Raw genomic sequence first — 463 nt, 5'->3', positions numbered from 1 at the left:
ATCGACACCAAGTCGATCATGAACACCATCCAGACGCAGCTGGTCAAGAGCGGCAAGGTGCGCTTCACCCGCAGCATGGACGAGTTGCAGTCGGGCGTGGAGGAACTCCAGCGCCAGAACCAGAGCGGCCTGTACAAGAACCAGGGCAAGGCCAAGATGGGCAACATGGTCGGCGCCAAGTACGCGCTGGAAGGCGAGATCACCTCCATCGTCAAGCAGACCAGCGGCGTCAAGGACGTCTACTACAAGATGACGCTCAAGCTCTATGACGTGCAGGAAGGCACCGTGGAGTGGCAGGAAGAGAAGGAAATCCGCAAGACCACGCGCCGTTGATCCGCGCCCAGACTACAGAGGCAGTGCGATGCTGAAATCCCATCGTTTGACGGCGGCGCTGGCCTTGTGCGCGGCGCTGCTGCCGGCGGCCCGCGCCGCCGAGCCGAAGATCGCCGTGACCGACCTGGCC

1 protein-coding gene is annotated in these 463 nt (G+C 62.6%); it reads left to right on the top strand.

Features of this window, described 5'->3' with window-relative positions; genetic code table 11:
- A partial coding sequence (locus KDH83_RS31550; RefSeq protein WP_212323109.1) for a penicillin-binding protein activator LpoB occupies positions 1–333 on the top strand: 333 nt, incomplete at its 5' end.
- Positions 334–463: the final 130 nt, after the last annotated feature.

This window comes from Achromobacter sp. Marseille-Q0513, from assembly GCF_018195695.1.
Taxonomy (GTDB): domain Bacteria; phylum Pseudomonadota; class Gammaproteobacteria; order Burkholderiales; family Burkholderiaceae_B; genus Achromobacter.
Note: the sequence above shows the minus strand (reverse complement) of the source record. Positions and strands in the feature narration are given on the sequence as shown.